The organism is Inediibacterium massiliense (assembly GCF_001282725.1).
Taxonomy (GTDB): domain Bacteria; phylum Bacillota; class Clostridia; order Peptostreptococcales; family Thermotaleaceae; genus Anaerophilus; species Anaerophilus massiliensis.
Window position 1 is genome coordinate 55,845 of record NZ_LN876584.1, and the last position, 18,874, is coordinate 74,718.

17 protein-coding genes are annotated in these 18,874 nt (G+C 29.6%); 3 read left to right on the forward strand and 14 right to left on the reverse strand.

Annotated elements, in window-relative coordinates:
• Positions 1–36 precede the first annotated feature (36 nt).
• The 5 genes from BN2409_RS01730 to BN2409_RS01750 all read right to left on the reverse strand — a co-directional run bounded on the left by BN2409_RS01730 (position 37) and on the right by BN2409_RS01750 (position 6,076).
• Positions 37–1,611 (reverse strand): HD domain-containing phosphohydrolase, encoded by a 1,575-nt coding sequence (locus BN2409_RS01730; protein ID WP_053954943.1) that lies wholly within the window; start codon positions 1,609–1,611, stop codon positions 37–39.
• Positions 1,612–1,752: 141 nt separating this feature from the next.
• Positions 1,753–2,517 carry a glutamate racemase gene (murI, locus tag BN2409_RS01735; protein WP_278320167.1) on the reverse strand — a complete coding sequence of 255 codons (765 nt, stop codon included), beginning with the start codon at positions 2,515–2,517 and terminating at the stop codon, positions 1,753–1,755.
• 52 nt (positions 2,518–2,569) lie between these two features.
• A complete protein-coding gene (locus BN2409_RS01740; RefSeq protein ID WP_053954944.1) occupies positions 2,570–3,220 on the reverse strand; it encodes a response regulator transcription factor in 651 nt (216 codons plus the stop codon).
• A gap of 308 nt (positions 3,221–3,528) precedes the next feature.
• A complete protein-coding gene (locus tag BN2409_RS01745) occupies positions 3,529–4,575 on the reverse strand; it encodes a hypothetical protein (protein WP_053954945.1) in 1,047 nt (348 codons plus the stop codon).
• A 94-nt stretch (positions 4,576–4,669) separates the two neighbouring features.
• Positions 4,670–6,076: a sensor histidine kinase gene (locus BN2409_RS01750; protein ID WP_053954946.1), complete on the reverse strand. Its 1,407-nt coding sequence runs from the start codon at positions 6,074–6,076 to the stop codon at positions 4,670–4,672.
• 274 nt (positions 6,077–6,350) lie between these two features.
• On the opposite strand from BN2409_RS01750, the gene glsA reads away from it, so the two are divergent.
• Both glsA and BN2409_RS01760 read left to right on the forward strand, forming a co-directional pair.
• Positions 6,351–7,268 (forward strand): glutaminase A, encoded by a 918-nt coding sequence (gene glsA, locus BN2409_RS01755; protein WP_053954947.1) that lies wholly within the window; start codon positions 6,351–6,353, stop codon positions 7,266–7,268.
• A gap of 25 nt (positions 7,269–7,293) precedes the next feature.
• A complete protein-coding gene (locus tag BN2409_RS01760; protein WP_053954948.1) occupies positions 7,294–8,712 on the forward strand; it encodes an alanine/glycine:cation symporter family protein in 1,419 nt (472 codons plus the stop codon).
• Between the two features lie 184 nt (positions 8,713–8,896).
• Here the strand turns inward: BN2409_RS01760 and BN2409_RS01765 are convergent, their stop codons facing one another.
• The 7 genes from BN2409_RS01765 to pdxR all read right to left on the reverse strand — a co-directional run bounded on the left by BN2409_RS01765 (position 8,897) and on the right by pdxR (position 15,824).
• The gene (locus tag BN2409_RS01765; RefSeq protein WP_053954949.1) at positions 8,897–10,000 is read right to left on the reverse strand and encodes an alanine racemase; all 1,104 of its coding nucleotides are present in this window, start codon (positions 9,998–10,000) and stop codon (positions 8,897–8,899) included.
• Positions 10,001–10,171: 171 nt separating this feature from the next.
• A complete protein-coding gene (locus tag BN2409_RS01770; protein WP_053954950.1) occupies positions 10,172–11,620 on the reverse strand; it encodes an aminotransferase-like domain-containing protein in 1,449 nt (482 codons plus the stop codon).
• 10 nt (positions 11,621–11,630) lie between these two features.
• Positions 11,631–12,221, reverse strand: a complete 591-nt coding sequence (locus tag BN2409_RS01775; RefSeq protein WP_053954951.1) for a DNA-3-methyladenine glycosylase — start codon at positions 12,219–12,221, stop codon at positions 11,631–11,633.
• An 11-nt stretch (positions 12,222–12,232) separates the two neighbouring features.
• On the reverse strand, positions 12,233–12,691 hold the full coding sequence (locus BN2409_RS01780) for a methylated-DNA--[protein]-cysteine S-methyltransferase (RefSeq protein WP_053954952.1): 459 nt from the start codon (positions 12,689–12,691) through the stop codon (positions 12,233–12,235).
• Between the two features lie 78 nt (positions 12,692–12,769).
• Positions 12,770–13,639 carry a PhzF family phenazine biosynthesis protein gene (locus BN2409_RS01785; RefSeq protein ID WP_053954953.1) on the reverse strand — a complete coding sequence of 290 codons (870 nt, stop codon included), beginning with the start codon at positions 13,637–13,639 and terminating at the stop codon, positions 12,770–12,772.
• A 30-nt stretch (positions 13,640–13,669) separates the two neighbouring features.
• The gene (locus BN2409_RS01790) at positions 13,670–14,284 is read right to left on the reverse strand and encodes a LysE/ArgO family amino acid transporter (RefSeq protein ID WP_053954954.1); all 615 of its coding nucleotides are present in this window, start codon (positions 14,282–14,284) and stop codon (positions 13,670–13,672) included.
• A 94-nt stretch (positions 14,285–14,378) separates the two neighbouring features.
• On the reverse strand, positions 14,379–15,824 hold the full coding sequence (gene pdxR, locus BN2409_RS01795) for a MocR-like pyridoxine biosynthesis transcription factor PdxR (RefSeq protein WP_053954955.1): 1,446 nt from the start codon (positions 15,822–15,824) through the stop codon (positions 14,379–14,381).
• Between the two features lie 178 nt (positions 15,825–16,002).
• Here pdxR and BN2409_RS01800 point away from each other — a divergent pair, with 178 nt between their 5' ends.
• Positions 16,003–16,644: a lactate utilization protein gene (locus BN2409_RS01800; RefSeq protein ID WP_053954956.1), complete on the forward strand. Its 642-nt coding sequence runs from the start codon at positions 16,003–16,005 to the stop codon at positions 16,642–16,644.
• Between the two features lie 327 nt (positions 16,645–16,971).
• Here BN2409_RS01800 and BN2409_RS17085 read toward each other — a convergent pair whose 3' ends face one another.
• Both BN2409_RS17085 and BN2409_RS01805 read right to left on the reverse strand, forming a co-directional pair.
• Positions 16,972–17,133 (reverse strand): hypothetical protein, encoded by a 162-nt coding sequence (locus BN2409_RS17085; protein WP_199872894.1) that lies wholly within the window; start codon positions 17,131–17,133, stop codon positions 16,972–16,974.
• Between the two features lie 327 nt (positions 17,134–17,460).
• The gene (locus tag BN2409_RS01805; RefSeq protein WP_053954957.1) at positions 17,461–18,804 is read right to left on the reverse strand and encodes a DUF3298 and DUF4163 domain-containing protein; all 1,344 of its coding nucleotides are present in this window, start codon (positions 18,802–18,804) and stop codon (positions 17,461–17,463) included.
• Between the last annotated feature and the right edge of the window lie 70 nt (positions 18,805–18,874).

Sequence of the window (18,874 nt, forward strand, 5' to 3'; positions counted from 1 at the left end):
ATAAAACTTCCTTCTATATTTCATTCATATCATTATTTATGATATCATTTCTGTACAATGAATTTCTCCATTTTCTTGCATTGTATGTATAATCTCCTCAAAAACTTCTACAAGATATGGATCAAAATGCGTTCCTACTCCATCTTTTATGATTTTCATTGCTTCATCAAGGGACATAGCTTTACGATAAGATCTATTGCTCGTTAGGGCATCAAATACATCTGCAACAGCTAATATTCTAGCCCCTAATGGAATATTCTCTCCTTTAATTTGATCTGGGTACCCCTTTCCATCATATCTTTCATGATGATATTTAATCATATACTTAATATCATGAAACATATTCGAAGCATTTAATATTTTATAGCCCATATCAGGATGTTTTTTAATCACTTCATATTCTTCCTCTGTTAATTTTCCTGGTTTATTTAATATCCTATCAGGAATTGCTATTTTCCCTATATCATGAACCAATGCAGCATTTGATAATATACGTAAATCTTTGTATCCTATATTTTTTCCAAGGTGATAAGCATAAAAAGCTACTCTTTCTGAATGACCTTTCGTATAAGCATCTTTTACTTCTAAGGATGTTACCAAAGCTTTAATAGATTCTAGATAATTTTCCTCTTGTCTAAGCATCATCATCTCTATTTCTTTAGAAAGTTTATTTACGCTTTTAGAAAGTTCTATCACCTCGTAAGACCCCTTCTCTTCTAGTCTTTTTTTATAATCTCCTTTTGCAATAGAATGAATTTGAAGAATCACTTCATAAATTTTTTTCATTTCCTGATCCATTAAAATAGTCACAATCACTCCTGCTATCAAAGAATAAAAAATAAAGGTCATCATAATTTCTTTAAATATATCATATTTAAAATGATTTAAATCAGATAAATCATATACTGCTCGAACCCATGCTATTTCATCTTCTTTATTTTTTATAGGTTGATAGATCTCTATTTTATTTTTTTTATGTACAATAGAAAGCTTCTCATCATGTTGTTTGATTATATTTATTTTTTCTAAATGATCTCTTACGGCAAATAGCTTTAAATGATCTAAAAACTTTTTGTCTATTTTTTTCGCCAAAAGAAGCATCCCATTTGATTTGTTTTGATCCTCAGTAGTAATAGGACTTACAACTACATCATATACAGTATGATCAAAGACTACATATTCATGACTCATCTTATTTTCTTTTAAAGATTTTTTATATACATTTGTATTCTCTAACTGAGAAATAGAAAGTTCCTCTCCATAATACTCTATATAAGTATTATTTTTTTTAGATAAATAAACTACATCTATTCCAAAAAAATCAGTTTCATATAAATACTTTGTAATATTATTCTGCAACCACTTTGAATCTTCTTTCTCTACATGATCAAATGCATCGTCCCAGCGAGCATAATCATTTATGTAGTTGTCTAATTCTTCAGAATAATCCTTTATATAATTTTCAACTACCTTTAGTCTAGATTCCCCATATAAATTAAAAAAGTCTTTTTGCGCTTTTTCCATAATCACAGTAATCTGTATAGTAACCGTAATAATTATAATAGCTATTGCACATAAAATAAACAATTTTATTTTTGTTTTTGATCTCATACAATAGCTCCCCTTTTTATTGTAATAAATACCCACTATCATATTTTCTATAACCTAAATCTCAATTTATTCTTACATTTATATTTTCTACATTTTACGTCATATTCCTCCATTAGCTCCAAAAAAAGCTGAAGATAATCCTCAGCTTTTTAATAATGTATATGAAAGATTTATTTTTTCCTCATCATCAGATGAATTGATGATTTCTATCGTACCTTCTTTTTCTTCATCCTTTAACCAACCTTTTTCCGAAAGAACGTTTTTTAAATGAATAGCAGTTCCTTCTCCCCCATCAATAAGCTCAATTTCATCTCCTAATATTTTTTTCATAGTGTCTTTTAAAAATATATAGTGGGTACACCCTAGTACAACAGATGATACTTCCTTTATATCTATTCCTTCAAAAGTTTCTAAAATAGCTCTTTGTGCTTCTTCTCCCTTTGTAATTCCATTTTCCACAACCGTTACAAGTTTAGGTGCAGGAAGCTTTATAATATCTGCTTCATCTTTATATTGATCCATAAGTTTTGCAAACTTTTTTTCCTTTAAAGTTACATTTGTGGCTAAAACAATAATTTTCCCTCCATGATGTCTTTCGATAGCAGGCTTTAGGGCTGGCTCAACTCCAATAATAGGAATATCATATCTTTCTCTAAACAAGTCTACAGAAGCACTTGTAGCTGTATTACAAGCAATCACAATAGACTTAACCCCTCTATTTATAAAATAATCTCCAATCTGTATACAAAGCTTTTGTAATTCTTCTTTTGTTTTAATTCCATAGGGTATGTTTTTAGAATCTCCATAGTAAATATAATCTTCATAAGGCATTAATTTTTTCATTTCTTTTAAGACACTAATTCCACCCATTCCTGAATCAAATATACCTATTGGCAACTCCCTCAATGTATATTCCTCCTCATTTTATAATAAATTATTATACCACTTTTTTCCGTTATTATGTTTCTAATCTATATCCTACTTTATATACAGTACTTATTTCTTCAAATAGATCTAATTTTTTTCTAAGCTTTTGAATATGCATATCAACAGTCCTAGTTTCTCCTATATAATCATATCCCCAAACTTTCTCTAGTATTTTTTCTCTTGATAGAGCAATCCCTCTATTTTCTACTAATAATATTAAAAGTTCATATTCCTTTAACGTAAGATCTATATCGGCTTCATCCTTTTTTACAACTCTCTCTTTTAAATAGATATTAATATTTTTAAAAGTAAGTTCTTCTTTTTTTGTACATCTTCTTAAAACTGCTTCTACTCTTGCTAAAAGCTCTATAGATTGGAAGGGCTTTACAATATAATCATCAGCTCCCATTTTTAGTCCTTTCACTCGATCTGATAAATTATCCTTTGCAGTCAAAAAAATAACTGGAATATCCAAATGATTGATATTTTCCATAATGGTATATCCATCTAATATAGGGAGCATTACATCTAATAAAATCAAGTTGAATTTTTCATCTTTTATAATTTTTAAAGCCTTCTGTCCATCATATACTTGTTTCGTTTTATATCCTACCATTTCTAGATTTAATTTTATTAAATCAGAAATAGCCTCATCATCCTCTACAATTAAAATTGTTCCCATTTTTTACACTCCTAAAAATAACTTTTAATTTATTATATAACTTTTTTTAAAAAAAGAAAAAGTATAAGGAATATCCTTATACTCAGTCTGTTGACAAAATACATTGTAGCAAGGTCATAAAATTCGGAACAATTATTGAGAATTTGTGAAAATATAGAATAAGGAAGAAAATGATTAGCATTACACTGTTTGAGCATAGCGAGTTTGTAATGCTATTTTCGACCGTTTCTATATATTTTCCAAATTTGAAAATCAGTGAAGAATTTTATGACTTTATCTATAAGCTCAGTATAAAGAATATCCTTATACTATCTAAAAACTATTACATGTACTTTTTTTTCTGTAGGATCTATATATAACTCAATTTTTTTATTTTCATAGGAAAAAGTAATATATTCTGCATATTCATTCACAGTTTTTCCTTCATACTTTGCACCTTTTATCCCTACTTTTTCTAAATATTTCATAGCAATTTCTTTTTCTTCTTCTTCATTTATTTTTTGAGTCGGTTTTTTTAGGTCTTTATTTAACCCTTCTACCAATACTAATTTTCCACTTTCAGCATCTACTTGAGCACCATATGTAATATCTTTATAATCAAGCTCACCTTCTACATCCTGCCAATATATAAACCATGTATTTTTATTTTTTCCATCTACTAAATTAATGTTTTCTACAAAATCATTTCTATTTATTTTTTTATCAAAATATTTTTCTACCCCATCTATAGCAATAGATACAGCTTCTTCTTTCTTTACTTTTACATCTTGGTTATTAAAATTTTTCCTTTTGGTATGATAAAGATCTACTACCTTTTCATGATCTAATTCAATAGATATATGGTTATTTTCTCCATAGCAAAATCCGAAGTCAGAAATTTTTCCATTTTCTTTTGCATGGGACAACTCTAAATTTTTTGTATCTTCTACTATATTATTTTCTTTTATAAAAGCTAGTGCTTTTTCTTTTTCTTCTCTTAAATTGATTTCTCTGTTTTTTTGTTCATTAACGGATTTTGTATCTACCATTTCTACAATTTGACCTGTTTTTGTATCTAACCCTACTCTATATTTTTGCTTATCCTTTTCATCTACCCAAACAACTCTCCAATAATCATTTGGCCAGACATAATCATCTTTCTCCATTAAAATAGTTTTTATAGTTAATCCATCTGTATCCATATCTCTTTTAAAGTATTTTTTGTAACTGTCCCTAGCATTCTTTATCAGTTCTTCTTGATTCATATTTTCTTCTTGTTGTACTTTTTCTGTCATTACTTTATTTTTAGGAATTTCTTGACCCACACACCCTGTCAGTAATGCTCCTACTAATAATGTAATCCATATTTTTTTCATTTTTCATACCTCTCCTTCATAGTAATGTCTACAATGAAAGAATAACAAATGAGTTTATACAAACCTTATACAAATTGTAAAGAAGTTGTAAATTTTAATCAAATATTATTTTTATAGTAGTTCCTTTATTTATATTACTTTCAATTTTTAAATTTCCTTTATGAAGCTTTACAATTTCATCACATATAGAAAGACCTAAGCCTGCTCCATTATTTTTTTTACTTCTTGATTGATCACCCATAAAAAATGGTTCAAATATTTTTTTTATATCTTCTTCTTTTATTCCACTTCCCTCATCTATTACTTCAATTACTATTTTTTCTTTTTCTTCATAAAGATTTATATAGATATAACTTCCTTCAAAAGAAGCTTTTATTCCATTATCAACTAAATTTATAATCAAATTTTTAATCAAGTCCTTCTCTACTTCTTTATATAATTCCTTTGCATCAATTATCATTTTTATATCTTTCTCTTTAAGTCTATATTTAAAAATTTCTTCTATTTCTAAGACAACTTCTTTTAAATTTTCTTTTTTCATAACAAAATTTTGTTTCTTTAACAAAATCAAATTCATCATTTTTGAAGAAAGCTTCTCGAGTCTTTTTCCTTCTTGATAAATATAATTGAGTCCCTTTATATGAACTTCTTCATTATATTGTGTAGACCTTAAAAAATCTGCATACCCTATAATAGAGGTAAGGGGTGTTTTTAATTCATGAGTTAAATTGTCTATAAATCTTTGTTTTTCTTTTGTATTTTTTTCTAATTCCTTTATTTTTTCATCTAAAGCATCTGTCATCTCATTAAATTTTTTTGCAAGCTTTCCTATTTCATCTTCTCCATAAATCTCTACTCTATTTGAATAATTTCCTCTTGTAATATCCTCTATAGCATCTATTAGTTTATAAATGGGTTTTGTAATATGTTTGCTTATAACATACATCCCCACACTTAACAAAACAAGGATTAAAAGTTCTAATTGAAACAAAAATTTGTATTGCTTATTTCTTTCTTCATAAATCTCTGTAATGTCTCTAATATAAGTTAGTTTAAAAGATTCTTTCTTGATCTTTACCCTATTGGTAACAAATAAATAAGTTCGATCCTGTAGATCTCTTATAATATATTTTCTTCTATTCTCAAGAGGATTTTTTAATTCCTTTCTTTCTATATCTATTTTAAAATCTACACTTGTAAAAAACACCTTATTCTTTTGATCTAAAAGCTCTACGTATACTTTTTTATCATGAAATTTTTCTAAGAAGCTTTTGATATGATCATATAAAAAACTTTGTCCGAACCTTTCATCTGCATACATCCTATTTTCTACAATCATATTCATTCCAGAATAAATACTTAAATGTTCACTAAGACCTCTTTGTACTTCTCTTTTTAGACTGCTTTGATGACTATTTTCTATTAAAACAAATCCACCTATATTAAATACAATAAAAAATAAAATAAAAGAATACATAAAAATTCTCTTCCAAAATTTCATTGTGATCATCCTTTACAAAAAGTCTCCTTTAATATATCATAAATTGATTATAAAAATCTTCATATACTCCTTTCATTTTATCAAATACATAATTTCTTATATATTCCAATAAACTACTTTATATAGGTAGAATCATTTGACCTTAATTTATTCTCCAAAGTTGCTAAAATAATTTGACATATGCACTTTATTTATTTTAAAATTGTATTATCTGAATATTTAATTGCACTCATTATTTTTTATCTTATTATTTTAAGAATTGAGGTGAATATAAATGAGAGAATTATTAAATCAAGTTATTGAACATAATAAAATTTGGACAAAAGAAGGAAAAGTTGCAACTTATATTCCTGAACTTGCAAAAGCAGACCAAAATGCTTTAGGAATCTGTATATTTGATTTAGAATGTAACGAATTTTTTGCAGGTGACTTCAAAACAAAATTTACCATGCAAAGTGTTTCTAAGGTAATCATTCTAGCTTGTGCACTTATGGACAAGGGAAAAGAAGCTGTCTTTTCAAAAGTAGGGTGCGAGCCCTCTGCCGATCCTTTTAATTCTATTATTAGACTAGAAACAAGAGATTCTCACAAACCGCTAAATCCTTTTATTAATGCAGGAGCAATTGTTTGTACCTCTCTAGTCTCTGGTGACAATGGAATTGAAAAATTTGATCGGGTACTTCAAATGATTAAAACCATGTCAGATAATCCAAACATTGATATTAATTACCCTGTATATCAATCTGAAAAACGTACAGGAAATACAAATCGTGCTATTGCCTATTATTTAAAAGGAGCAAATATTATTGAAAGAGATGTGGAAGATGTATTAGATGCTTATTTTAAGCTATGCTCTATAGAAGTTACTGTGAAAGATGTAGCTAAAATTGCATCAGTCATTGCCAATGGTGGTATCCTCCCTTGGTCTTCTGAACAATTTCTTCCTAAATGGGTATGTCAAATTGTACAAACGATTATGTTGACATGTGGACTTTATAATGCATCTGGCGAATTTGCAGTTAATGTAGGTACTCCTTCAAAAAGTGGTGTGGGTGGATGTATCTTATCTGTTGTTCCAAAGAAAATGGGTATTGCTGTAGTAGGCCCTTCTCTTGATGAAAATGGAAATAGTATTGGCGGTTTGAAAGTTTTAGAAGAGCTTTCAAAAAGAATTCATTTAAGTATCTTTTAAAAAAAATAAAAAGGAGAGTGTGTATATGCTAGATTTTTTAAACCAAATAATAGGTACACTAAACACATGGCTGTGGTCGTATATCCTTATTGTCCTACTCATTTCTTTAGGTCTTTATTTTACTGTTCGGTCTAATTTTGTTCAATTTCGATTTTTTGGAGAAATGTTTAAACTTTTAACTGAAGGTGCTACAGATGCATTAGGACAAAAAAAGAAAGATGGAGTCTCATCTTTTCAAGCCTTTTGTATTAGTACTGCTTCTCGTGTTGGAACGGGTAACTTAGCAGGAGTTGCTATTGCAGTGTCTTTAGGAGGTCCTGGGGCTGTATTCTGGATGTGGATTATAGCACTTATTGGAGCAGGCTCTAGTTTTGTAGAAAGTACCCTTGCTCAAATTTATAAAGTACCTGATAAACATGGTTACCGTGGTGGTCCTGCTTATTATATGGAAAAAGCTTTGAATATGAGATGGATGGGAATCATCTTTTCTATATTAATTTCTATCTCCTTTGGACTCGTATTTAATTCTGTGCAAGCAAATACCATTACTTTTGCTTTTGAACAGGCTTTTAGTATTAATAGATTATATATAGGAATCATTATCGCAGTATGTACTGCTTTAATCATATTTGGAGGAATCAAGAGAATTGCAACAGTTGTAGAGATGATTGTTCCTGTAATGGCAATCGCTTATGTATTGGTTGCTGTATTTGTTTTGATTAAAAATGTTACCCTTATTCCGTCCTTATTTTCTTTAATTATCGGTAGTGCTTTTGGAGTCAAACAAGCTGTAGCAGGAGGAGTAGGAGCAGCTCTTATGCAAGGAATTAGAAGAGGACTTTTCTCTAATGAAGCTGGAATGGGAAGTGCACCAAATGCTGCTGCAACTGCTGAAGTAAGCCATCCTGTAAAACAAGGATTGATCCAAACATTAGGAGTATTTACAGATACTCTTTTAATCTGTAGTGCAACTGCATTTATAGTAATTTTATCAGGAGCATATAAGCTTACAGATGTAGAAGGTATTCAGCTTACTCAAATGGCTTTAAGCTCAGAGGTAGGAGCTTGGGCAAATACTTTTGTAGCTGTCTGTATTTTATTATTTGCATTTAGTTCTATTGTTGGAAACTATTATTACGGAGAATCTAATATTGAATTTATAAATGGAAACAAAGCTTGGTTATTTGGATATAGAGTTTTGGTAGTTCTTATGGTTCTTTTTGGATCTGTTTCAAAAATAGCAATTGTTTGGGATATGGCCGATTTATTTATGGGACTTATGGCAATCATAAACTTAATTGCTATATCTATGCTTGGAAAAATTGCTTTTGCAGCTTTAAAAGATTATACAAAGCAGAAAAAAGAAGGAAAAGATCCCGTATTTCATGTAAGTCATATTCCTGGCCTTAAAAACGTTGAATGCTGGGGAAAAATAGAAGATTAAAAAATTCCCATGTTGCTAGCAACATGGGAATTTTTTAATCTTTAGGAAATTATATCAATGAATAGATTGTGGATAACTTTAGAAAGTTAAATTTTCATCAAATTTTAAGCAACGGAAATTCTAAATGAAATGAAAGAATTTCGTTGGCGCCATGAGCAGTTCCGATAGGAACATGCGAATTTTTTTATCTATATACTTTACTTACAGAATTAGAACCACTTAAATATAACATAGGTGGATAATACATATGAAAATCTATTACATCTCCAATTTTTATATCTTCTTTACAATCATGAATATCTACAATTAAATGATCACTACTACTTCCTACAATTTTAACTCCCTCCATTTGAGGAATCAATTTATCATCAAGAGCAAAATCTTGTTTTCCTACGGCAAGTAATGCTCTTTTTCTTATTCCATGATCTTCATAAGTAGGAGCTCTTCCAAAAGCATCAATGAAAATTTCTCCAATAGGATGAGTAGGTTTATTTTTCACTTCTACAACTTGCGCTTTTAAAACAAACGTGTCTTGGTGAAATGGACTCATATCATAGCCCCAAAATTCATCTAAATCTTTAGCAAGTAATATTCCTTCTCCTAATCTTAGATTGTTTATTTTTTTAGGCATATGTCCATCTAATAAAAGAGGAATAGAACTTGTTGCTCCTCCAGATATGATCTCTAAAGGTCTATTGATTTTTTCTTCAATTTTTTCAGCCAACATACAAAGCTTGCCTAAATTATCTTTTGTAGGCTTAATAGATCCATAACAGCCTAAATTTGTTCCTATACCTCCTAATTCTACATGTTGAAGTTTTTCCTCTATATATGTTGCCAATTCTATTAATTCTTCTTCTTCAAAAACTCCTTCTCTTAAATCTCCTAAATCAAACATCAACACGACTTTGTGATTTTTGTTTTGTTTTTTACATTCTTCTTCTATTCGATCTATAGTTTCTTTTTCTGAATTCAAACTAATATCCACATATTGTACTAATTCCTCAATTTCACTCATCATAGGAATTCTGATAAGCATCATAGGAATTTTAATTCCATATTCTTTTAAACTTATAATTTGATCCATACGGGAATCTGCTATATACTTGCATCCTGCCTCTACAAATTGATCTACTACTTTTGGAAGTCCATTAAATCCTTTTACAACTCCTGCTACTTCTATACCTTTTTCATTGCAAAGGTCTACCATGTATTTTACATTGTCATAAATCTTTTTTGTGTGTATTTCAAGCATAGGATATTTTACAGTTTCTACTATCGCTTGCATATTGCTACATCCCCCTTTATAAAATCTTGCTTTAGGAAACAAAACGTTTTCCTTCTTATTTCTTTAAATTTTGTTTTTTCTTAATATTATTATAATACATGTTTATTTATTCCCCTCCATCCATATTGGACAATTGATACCCAACCAAAAGTATAAAAAAAGCAACCATATTTAAATATGATTGCTTTTCATTCTATGAATTAATTGAGAAAGCTTTACAAGACCTGTCTTTAGCTCTTCAATAGATGCATAGGAGTAAGATATTCTCAAATAAGGATTTTGTTCTACATCATATATATATCCTGGATACAGTAAAATTCCAATTTTGCATGATTCATCAAATAGTTTATACATATTGATTGGATCTTTTAAACGAAGCCAAACATAATAACCTCCCTTAGGAATTTCCCATGTAGCCAAAGAATAAAAATGTTTTTTTAAAATTTCCAAGGCAATATCTCTTCTTATGGCTAGTTCTTTTCTCAAAAACAAAAGATGTTCCTTATAAAGTCCTGTCTCAAGCCACTTTCCTACTGTAAATTGGGCTAAAGAGCTTGATCCATAATCTGATTGCATCTTCATATCTGCCAAATGATCAATCACAGGTTCTGGTCCTACAATCCATCCAATCCTAAGTCCAGGACTTAAAGTTTTGGATACACTTCCTACATAAAGAACCAGTCCATGTGTATCTAAGCTCTTTAATGGGATAGGCGGCTTTTCATCAATCCACAATTCTCGATACACATCATCTTCAATGATTGGAATTTTTTCCTTCTGACAAACCTCCATAAGTTGTTTTCTTCTTCTTTGAGACATAACAATTCCTGTTGGATTTTGAAAATTAGGGATCGTATATAAAATGGATGATTTATGCTTTCTTATATATTTAGGAATAAGACTGGCTTTGATTCCTTCTTCATCCATAGGTATTCCAAACCTCTTCATTCCTACAGATTGTAAAATTTGAAGAGAGTAAAGATAAGAGGGTTTCTCTAAAAATACACTAGATCCTGGTTGCAAAATTCCCATGGCAATCAATTGAATCGCCTGAAGTGCTCCTGAAACAATAAGTATACAAGAAGGAGATACACAGATTCCATAGGTTTTTAAATACTTACTAATTTGTTCTCTTAAATAATACATTCCTTTTGGTTCTTCATATCCAAGATTTTTCATTCCTTTAGCTACTTCATTTAAAATAATAGACATTTTATTTGTTGGAAACAAACTTGGTGATGCCTCTCCAGTACTAAGTCGAATCATATTGTTTTCAAATTCCAGCTCATTAATTTGTTTGATGGTCTTAAAATTTGGAATATAAATTCCTTCTTCAATATATGCTTGCCAATTGGGTTGAATGATAGAAGGAAGTCCATCTCTTATAATTTTCGTTCCACCTTTTCCCCGTCCCTCTATAATACCTTCTGCTTTTAATTCATCCATAGCTGCAACAATGGTACTTCTATTGACTTCAAATAGATCTGCAAGTTCTCTTTGAGAAGGAAGAACCATTCCGATGACCCATTCCCCCTCTCGAATCTTTCCTTTTACATAATCTACAATTTGCATATATAAAGGTTGTGTATCTTTTCTATGGGGTTTCCAATCAATGTCCATAAAATCCTCCTTATTTTTTAGATACAAATGGATTTTCCTTTATATAAAATCTCCAAAGCTTGTCCTTATATTCCTCTGCATAATCTATATTGATTCTCTTTGCAGAAACTATTTCTACTTTTTCATGATTATCTTTTATATAAAGCTCATCTTTCGCTACCATATCGTATCCATTGAGTTCTTTTGTAATATTTAAAGCATCACAAAGCTTTCCTGGTCCATTTGTTAGATCCTTTAAATGTTTAGACTTTATTTTTCTATTTTCTTTTAATATTTCAAATTCATTTAAAGGCTCTACCCCTCTTATGAGCACTGCTTGAGGTTCATCTTTATTGGCAGCTACAATATTTAAACAATAATACATTCCATAAATCATATAGATATAAGCATGTCCACCCCTCCAAAACATCACTTCTGTTCTTTTTGTTCTTTTGTTGTTATATGCATGACATCCTTTATCTAGTGGTCCTATATAGCTTTCCGTCTCTACAATTTTGCATTCAATGAAATGGTTGTCAATTTTTCTTACTAATATTTTTCCTAAAAGATCTTTTGCCAAAATCAATGCATCTTTTCTATAAAAGCTTTCATCTAACTTCAAAGTACTACCTCCTAAAATCTTTTTTCATGTTCAATCAACCATTTTTTTCTCCAAAGGCCCCCTCCATATCCAGTAAGCTTTCCATCCTTTCCAATCACTCTATGACAAGGAATCATAATGCTTATATTATTTTTATGATTTGCTCCTCCTACAGCTCTTACGGCTTTTTCATTTCCTATATTTTTTGCCAATTCTTGATAAGATATAGTCTTTCCATAGGGTATTTCTAATAATTCATTCCATACTCTTTTTTGAAAATCCGTACCTTCTAAATAAAAATTGATATGAAAATCTTTTCTTACCCCATTAAAATATTCATCTAATTGCATATATGCATTCTCTACTATTTCAATACCCTCTTTGGACTCTTTCTTCTCCTCTACAAAATGAACAGATAGGATATATTCTTCTGTTCCTATAATCTCTATGATTCCAATAGGAGAATCATAATATTTTATATATCTTTTCAAATCACATTCACCCTTTTTGCTTTATTGTATCATAAGGATTTCATGTGAAACAATAAAAGAGCAACCTAAAGTCGCTCTTTATATTTCATATATTTTCTTTTGAATTTTTTCTGCACTTCCCCCTACTTTTACCTCTGTAATCTCTTGATTCTCCGTCATAAGACTTCCCCTTATTTCTGATGGTTGATTCATAGAGTAGCCTTGTTCAAATATCATATCTTGTGCCTTTTCTTCATTTACCTTTTTATATTTGAAAAGATAAGCACTCAAAGCTCCATTGGAAGTACCTGTAGCAGATTCTTCTAAAATATCATATAAAGGTGCAAAGTTTCTACAATGGGCAGTGCTATCTAATTTTGTTTCTAATGTAAATACATGATATCCTACCACATTATATTTTTTACTTACTTCTGTTATTTTATCAAAATCAGGTTTCATATGAGTGAGAGTATTTAAATTCTTTACTGGAATTAAAATATCCTTAAGTCCTGTAGATACAATTTGTATAGGAAGATCCTCTACAATATCCTCTTCTTTTATATTTAAAGAATCTACAATTTCTTTTTTATCAATAATCTCTAAAAACTGTGGAAGAGCTTGATTCATCAAAATATTATTATTTTCTTTTATTTCAATATCTAGTACCCCTGCCTTTGTCTCTTGTTTATATTTTCCTAAACTTACAATACCTTCTTTTAATAATACAAAGAAAGTTGCAATGGTAGCATGACCACATAAATCTACTTCTTCACTAGGAGTGAAAAATCTTACCTTAAAATCTGCTTGATCAGATTTTTGAACAAAAGCAGTTTCAGAAAATCCAACCTTCTTAGCAATCTTTTGCATCATCTCTTCTGATAGATCATCTGCATCTATTACTACTCCGGCAGGATTTCCTCCATTCTCTGTCTTTCCAAAAGCATTTAATGTATATACCTCTACTTTCATTTTTTTCCTCCTTTATATAGAATATAAAAACTATATAACCATTTGAATAAAAGTATACAAAAGTTTTCCTCCATAGTAAATGATTACTGCTCCACAAATTATATTGATCCAATGAAGAACTTTAGCATTGATAGCATTTCTAAACATAGATACTATGGTAGTAATTCCCATAAACCATGAAAAGGATGCCAAACATACTCCAATAATAAACATACTTGATGCATCAGTAGGTAAAGATGCTCTAAATCCTCCAAATAATAAAGATCCATCTATTAATGCTTGGGGATTCATCCAAGTCACTGTAAAACAAGCAATTACTACTTGCATCAGTGTTTTATTTACATTTACTTCTTCTAGTTCTTCAGGCTTACTTTTGATTAATCCAATTCCTATATAAATAACTACTAAACTTCCAATCAAAAGAATGGCACCTCTTAAAATTTGAGATTTTTCCATTATAAGCCCCATACCAAAGAAACAAGTAAGCGCTAAAGAGATATCAAAAAAGATAGTAATCAAAGCTACTTGATAAGCCTTTATTCTTTCTTGACTAATGGCACTATTAATCACATAAAGATTTTGCATTCCTATAGGTGCCACATAAGCAAGACCCAGCATAAATCCTTGTAATACATAACGTAGCATATTTTTCTCCCCCTTTATTATTGTCTACCCTTATTGTAAACAAAATAAAGGGAAATGTCTCCAACCAACTACACTTAAATTGTAACCAACCAAGTTACATTTTATCAATCAAATAAGCTAACTTCTCAATTCCCTTTTCTAAATCCTCTAAAGATGCATAGCTATATGAAATACGTATACTTTGATTGATAGAAAAATCATATACATAACCTGGATTAATCAATAGATTTTCTTTTGCAGCCAAGTCAAATAGCTTACTCATAGAAATTTTTTTCTTAAGCCTTAACCATATGTAAAATCCTCCTTTAGGAGTATTCCAATCAGCAATATGAGAAAAATTCTTTTTTAAAGCACAAATGGCTACGTCTCTTCTTTTTTTTAAGTTTTGTCTTATTTCATAAACATGTTCTTGGTAAAGTCCACTACTAATCCATTCTGCTAATGCCCATTGGGATAAAGAACTGGATCCATAGTCTGTTTGCATCTTTATATCTCCCAACCTTTCCACTACAGGCTCAGGCCCTACTAACCAACCAATTCTAAGCCCTGGTGCCAAAGATTTTGAGATACTTCCTAAATATAAAACACTTCCATCCTTATCCATTGATTTTAAAGGTATAGGAGGCATTTCATCTAACCAAAGCTCTCTATAGACATCATCTTCAATAATAGGAAGCCTCTCTTTTTTACATAACTCAAGTAGCTTCTCTCTTCTATGCATAGGCATTACAATTCCTGTAGGATTGTGAAAAGTAGGAATGGTATACAATAAAGTAGTCGTTTTATGATTCCTATTTTTTTGAATCTCATTTGGTTCAATTCCATATTGATCCATAGATAATCCTGTAAGCTTCATTCCTGCCGATTGAAAAACATGTAAAGATTTAATATAAGATGGTTTTTCTACAAATATAGTAGATCCTTCATGTAATATTCCAATAGATATAAGCTGTAAGGCTTGTAATGCACCAGAGGTAATTAAAATACAAGAAGGGCTGACATGAATATTATATTTTTTTAAATGTTCACTAATAACTTTTCTCAGTTCAAAAAGACCCTTTGGTCCTAAATATCCTAAAGAAGGAATAGTATCTGGAATATTTGTTAATACTTTTTTCATCTTATCTTTTGGAAATAGCTCTGGTGCTAATTCTCCTGTTCCAAGTCTGATCATATCCGGATCAAATTCTAATTTATTAATCATCTGAATAGTTTGTTGATTTGGTCTATGGGTTCCTCCTTCAATATAATTCTTCCAATTTGGAGGAGATATGGATGCTAATAAAGACCAGGTATTATTTACAATTTCAGTTCCTCTTCCACTTTTTCCTTCAATAAGGCCCTCTGCCTTTAATTCATCTAATGCTTCTACAATGGTACTTCTATTGACTTGAAAAATTTCTGCAAGTTTTCTTTGAGTAGGTAATTTGCTTCCCATAGGCCAATCTCCACTTCTTATTTTTTCTTTAATATAATAGGTAATCTGCTTATATAGAGGGTCAGAAGAAAATTTATCTGGTTTCCAATCAATAGTTAACAATCCCATCTCTCCTTACTTTATGTACTGAGTTTTCATTTATTTTTATATATCTATTATAAAATAAAGTATTTATTTTTACCATGAAATGAATACTTTTATGAAATTGATTTAGCATATGGTTCATGATACTATGAATGTATCTGAGAAATCAAAGTTCACTTTATAAGGGGGTACTCATGTGGATCAAAGTGTAAAATGGGTTATAGAGAAAAAAATAGAAAGAACAATTGAATCTTTAAAAAAGAACAATATGGAAGGATATTTCGTAAGAAATGAAAAAGAACTTTTAGATAAAATATCAAGCTTACTTAAAGAAGGAGAAACTGTATCTGTAGGAGGTTCTATCACCCTTTTTGAAACGGGAGTCATTGATCTTTTGCGTAATGGAAAATATAATTTCCTAGATCGATATGAAAAAGGTTTAACAGAAAAAGATATTAAAGAAATCTATAGAAAAAGCTTTTTTGCAAATACTTATTTTACAGGAAGCAATGCCATTACAGAAAGTGGAGAACTTTATAATGTAGATGGTACAGGAAATAGAGTGGCTGCTATGCTTTATGGTCCTGATCAAGTAATTGTTGTAGTTGGAGTCAATAAGATTGTAAAAGATTTAAATGAAGCTATAGAAAGAAATAGACAAATTGCAGCTCCTGCCAATACAAAAAGACTCAATAAAAAAACTCCTTGTGCTTCTACTGGTGTCTGTATGGAGTGTAATAGTCCCGAAAGAATCTGCAATGAATATACTTTGATCAAAAGACAAAAAGTACAGGGACGAATTAAAGTATTCATTGTAGATCAAGAATTAGGTTTTTAGCCCTGGCGGTATATGTATAGAGTTTGTAGACAAAGTCATAAAAACCGTCACTAAATTTTCAAGTTTGGAAAAATAAAGAAACGATCGAAAATAGCATTACAAACTCGCTATGCTCAAACAGTGTAATGCTAAGCATTTCATCACTTATTCTATATTTCCACAAATTCTCAATAAATGTTCCTTATTTCTAAGCAACGGAAATCTTGAATGCAATGAAAAGATTTCGTTGGCGCCATGAGCTATCGAAGACAACTCTACTATATTAGTAGAGTTGTGTTTTTATATGTTTTAAGTAGCCCCTTTTTTTACTATAGTTCAAAATCTTCACTAGTTCATTTTAATTTTCCCTAATACATATCTAAAATAACTTATGATTTTTCCACCAATAACATTGGCTATATCCATATATCGTCTCATAATATACATAATAATGAGTAACTTTACAAACAAAGCTAAACCAAGGAATATAGAATTTATCACAAAATCCATTATATTACCCTCCCAATACTATATATTTCCTAACAAAACAATTAAACCTTATAGTACTATAGAATCATTTTAAAATCATACTATTTCTTAAAAATTAATTTAAAATATAATTAAAAAATCTCCTAATGTAATCCATAAAATTTTTTATGCAACTGATTTGAACTTGTATTGCGTTAGGGCTATTTTGAAATCAACATATTTTACCATATAATGTAATATTTTTCAATTTTAAAAGTACTCCTTCTTCCATTTCATTCAGGATTTCTGTTGCTTAAAATTTAATGAAAAAATTGCAGCTGTATCAACAGCTGCAATTTTTATTTTACCTTATAGTAGTTCTCCAAAATCATGATTCATATATGGTGCTAATTCATCTTTTGAGACACCAAATTCTATAAACGAAGTAGCGCTATCATCTAGTGGCATGTAATAGAAGAAAACTTGATCTGCTTTAAAATAAATTCTTATTCCTTCAGCTTCTAATCCTTCTAATCCGCATGCTTTTGCTTGATCATTTAATATTTTTATAACTGCCTTTTTAGATGGTTCATCTTTTTTAATAATATTTTCAAAAACAATTTCATTTCCAGATTTTTTCATATCTAAGTTTACACTATGTTGAATATTTATATCTTTTCCCATAGTTTTTCCTGTTCCTGTAAAAAGAACACTCAGTACATCATGATTCATCTTTTTAATTTCATAGTTGATGTTTACATCTGTATATGAATCTATTTTATACATTTCTACTATTTTTTGTAGACTTTGATTCATATCGTCTTGAGTAAGTTCCCCTTTATAATTTTTAATTTGAGGGTAAACAATTTTTAGATGATGTACTTTATCTTCTACTACTTTCTTTTCTATATCATAATTTAAAACTGGAATTATATTTTTATCCTTTAATATATTTTCCAAAGATTTTAAAGGAATTTTAAATTCTGGTTCTCCACTAGCTCCTGGAGCAATTGCATATTTTGCAAAGCATACCACTATATTTCCATCTTCTATATAAAAAGATTGTGTATCTGAAATAGACTTAAATCCTTCTTCTCCATCAAAATAAATTCCCTCTTCTGTACTTTGTTGTTCTTTGATTTGTTTTTTAATTTCTTCATTGATTACTTTTTTATAGTCTGCATTTTCTTTAAACAAGTCATTGATTTGCATTGCGTTATATTCTTTTAAATCTACATTGTAACAATCCGTTCTAGGAGTTCCATGAGCTCCTCCAGTATACATATAAGTTTGAACAACTAGAGAAAATACTCTGTCTTTTTCTTTTACACTATAATCTACAAATAATTCATAAGGATGTACTTCAAAACCTTCTTCTTTCGCTATTTTTTCATTTTCTTTTGCTTGCTTTTCTAATTCTTCTTGATCTTTCATAGCATGGCTTAAAATAATATCATTCAATTGATCTTCATAATGTGTATCTTTCATTCCTTCAATCACAGGAATTCTCATTTGAACATTTACAAGCTTGTTGTCAACTTTTATTACCTTTGCTTTTACTTTGATATCTTGAGTTTGTTGTTCTTGTATAGATTGTAGCACTTCTGGCTTTTTGGTTATATTTTTTTCTATAGAATCAGACATAGCAAAAGAAAAACTTCCTATAGCTAAGCATCCTACAATTCCTAGTGGTATTACTTTTTTCATATTCATAATCATTCCTCCTACATGTCATCTTGTATATTCATCATAGCAAAGAAGGTGAGGAAATTAGTTACATAAG

Excerpts from the sequence above, each read along its gene's own strand:
- BN2409_RS01730 (WP_053954943.1), bottom strand. The coding sequence starts at position 1,611 with ATGAGATCAAAAACAAAAATAAAATTGTTTATTTTATGTGCAATAGCT.
- BN2409_RS01740 (WP_053954944.1), bottom strand. The coding sequence starts at position 3,220 with ATGGGAACAATTTTAATTGTAGAGGATGATGAGGCTATTTCTGATTTA.
- BN2409_RS01745 (WP_053954945.1), bottom strand. The coding sequence starts at position 4,575 with ATGAAAAAAATATGGATTACATTATTAGTAGGAGCATTACTGACAGGG.
- BN2409_RS01750 (WP_053954946.1), bottom strand. The coding sequence starts at position 6,076 with ATGAAATTTTGGAAGAGAATTTTTATGTATTCTTTTATTTTATTTTTT.
- glsA (WP_053954947.1), top strand. The coding sequence starts at position 6,351 with ATGAGAGAATTATTAAATCAAGTTATTGAACATAATAAAATTTGGACA.
- BN2409_RS01760 (WP_053954948.1), top strand. The coding sequence starts at position 7,294 with ATGCTAGATTTTTTAAACCAAATAATAGGTACACTAAACACATGGCTG.
- BN2409_RS01765 (WP_053954949.1), bottom strand. The coding sequence starts at position 10,000 with ATGCAAGCGATAGTAGAAACTGTAAAATATCCTATGCTTGAAATACAC.
- BN2409_RS01770 (WP_053954950.1), bottom strand. The coding sequence starts at position 11,620 with ATGGACATTGATTGGAAACCCCATAGAAAAGATACACAACCTTTATAT.
- BN2409_RS01785 (WP_053954953.1), bottom strand. The coding sequence starts at position 13,639 with ATGAAAGTAGAGGTATATACATTAAATGCTTTTGGAAAGACAGAGAAT.
- BN2409_RS01790 (WP_053954954.1), bottom strand. The coding sequence starts at position 14,284 with ATGCTACGTTATGTATTACAAGGATTTATGCTGGGTCTTGCTTATGTG.
- BN2409_RS17085 (WP_199872894.1), bottom strand. The coding sequence starts at position 17,133 with ATGGATTTTGTGATAAATTCTATATTCCTTGGTTTAGCTTTGTTTGTA.
- BN2409_RS01805 (WP_053954957.1), bottom strand. The coding sequence starts at position 18,804 with ATGAATATGAAAAAAGTAATACCACTAGGAATTGTAGGATGCTTAGCT.